The 652-nt window shown below is 65.2% G+C and carries 1 pseudogene; it reads right to left on the reverse strand.

The features are described 5' to 3' along the window. Positions 1 to 298: 298 nt before the first annotated feature. Positions 299 to 652 (reverse strand): annotated as a pseudogene (locus GOAMI_RS23730) (IS3 family transposase); the annotation flags it as partial.

A 652-nucleotide genomic window follows, 5' to 3' on the forward strand; every position in this document is an offset into this window, starting at 1 on the left:
ACTTCAGCGATGCCTAACCAGGGCCCGGCCGGACACCGTGCCCGCCTGCAACGTCGTATCTGATCAAAGGTCCGGTATCCGAGTTCCTCTGTCGTATAGGTACATACGCACCACCGCGATGACCGGCGTGTGGTGCTCGGATTCGGCACGGGTCGCCATAGTCCCGGCGACCCCTCAGTTTCGTCGCGTCCGCCTTTCGAGATGGATGCACTGCTGTACGGGCCGTTCCGTGATTTAAAGGAGGTACTGACGACGCGCACAGTGGGGACTGCCGCACGGATAGGTGACAGTTGGGGAGTCATGCCGCGGCAGCGGCGGTGTTACTCGCTGCTTCGAACTCGACGGACGTCAACGGGCCCAGGCGGGCATGGCGGCGCCGGCGGCGATAGGTCCGATCGATCCAGGTGGGGGATCGCGATCCGAAGCTGCTCACGGCTGTCCCAGCGTTGGCGGTCGAGGACGTTGCGTTGCGGTAGCGCGAAGAAGTTCTCCACCGCGGCGTTGTCCCCTCACGCCCCAACTCACCCATCGACACCGTTGGCCCGTGAGTCGTCACCGGAGCCGCGATCCTCGATCCGAATGCGCGATACAGCCGGCGAGGTCACCACGACGCGCGACCGCGTTGTGCAGTGCTGCCACGGCCAGTCGCGCG

It is taken from the genome of Gordonia amicalis NBRC 100051 = JCM 11271 (genome assembly GCF_000332995.1).
Lineage (GTDB): Bacteria > Actinomycetota > Actinomycetes > Mycobacteriales > Mycobacteriaceae > Gordonia > Gordonia amicalis.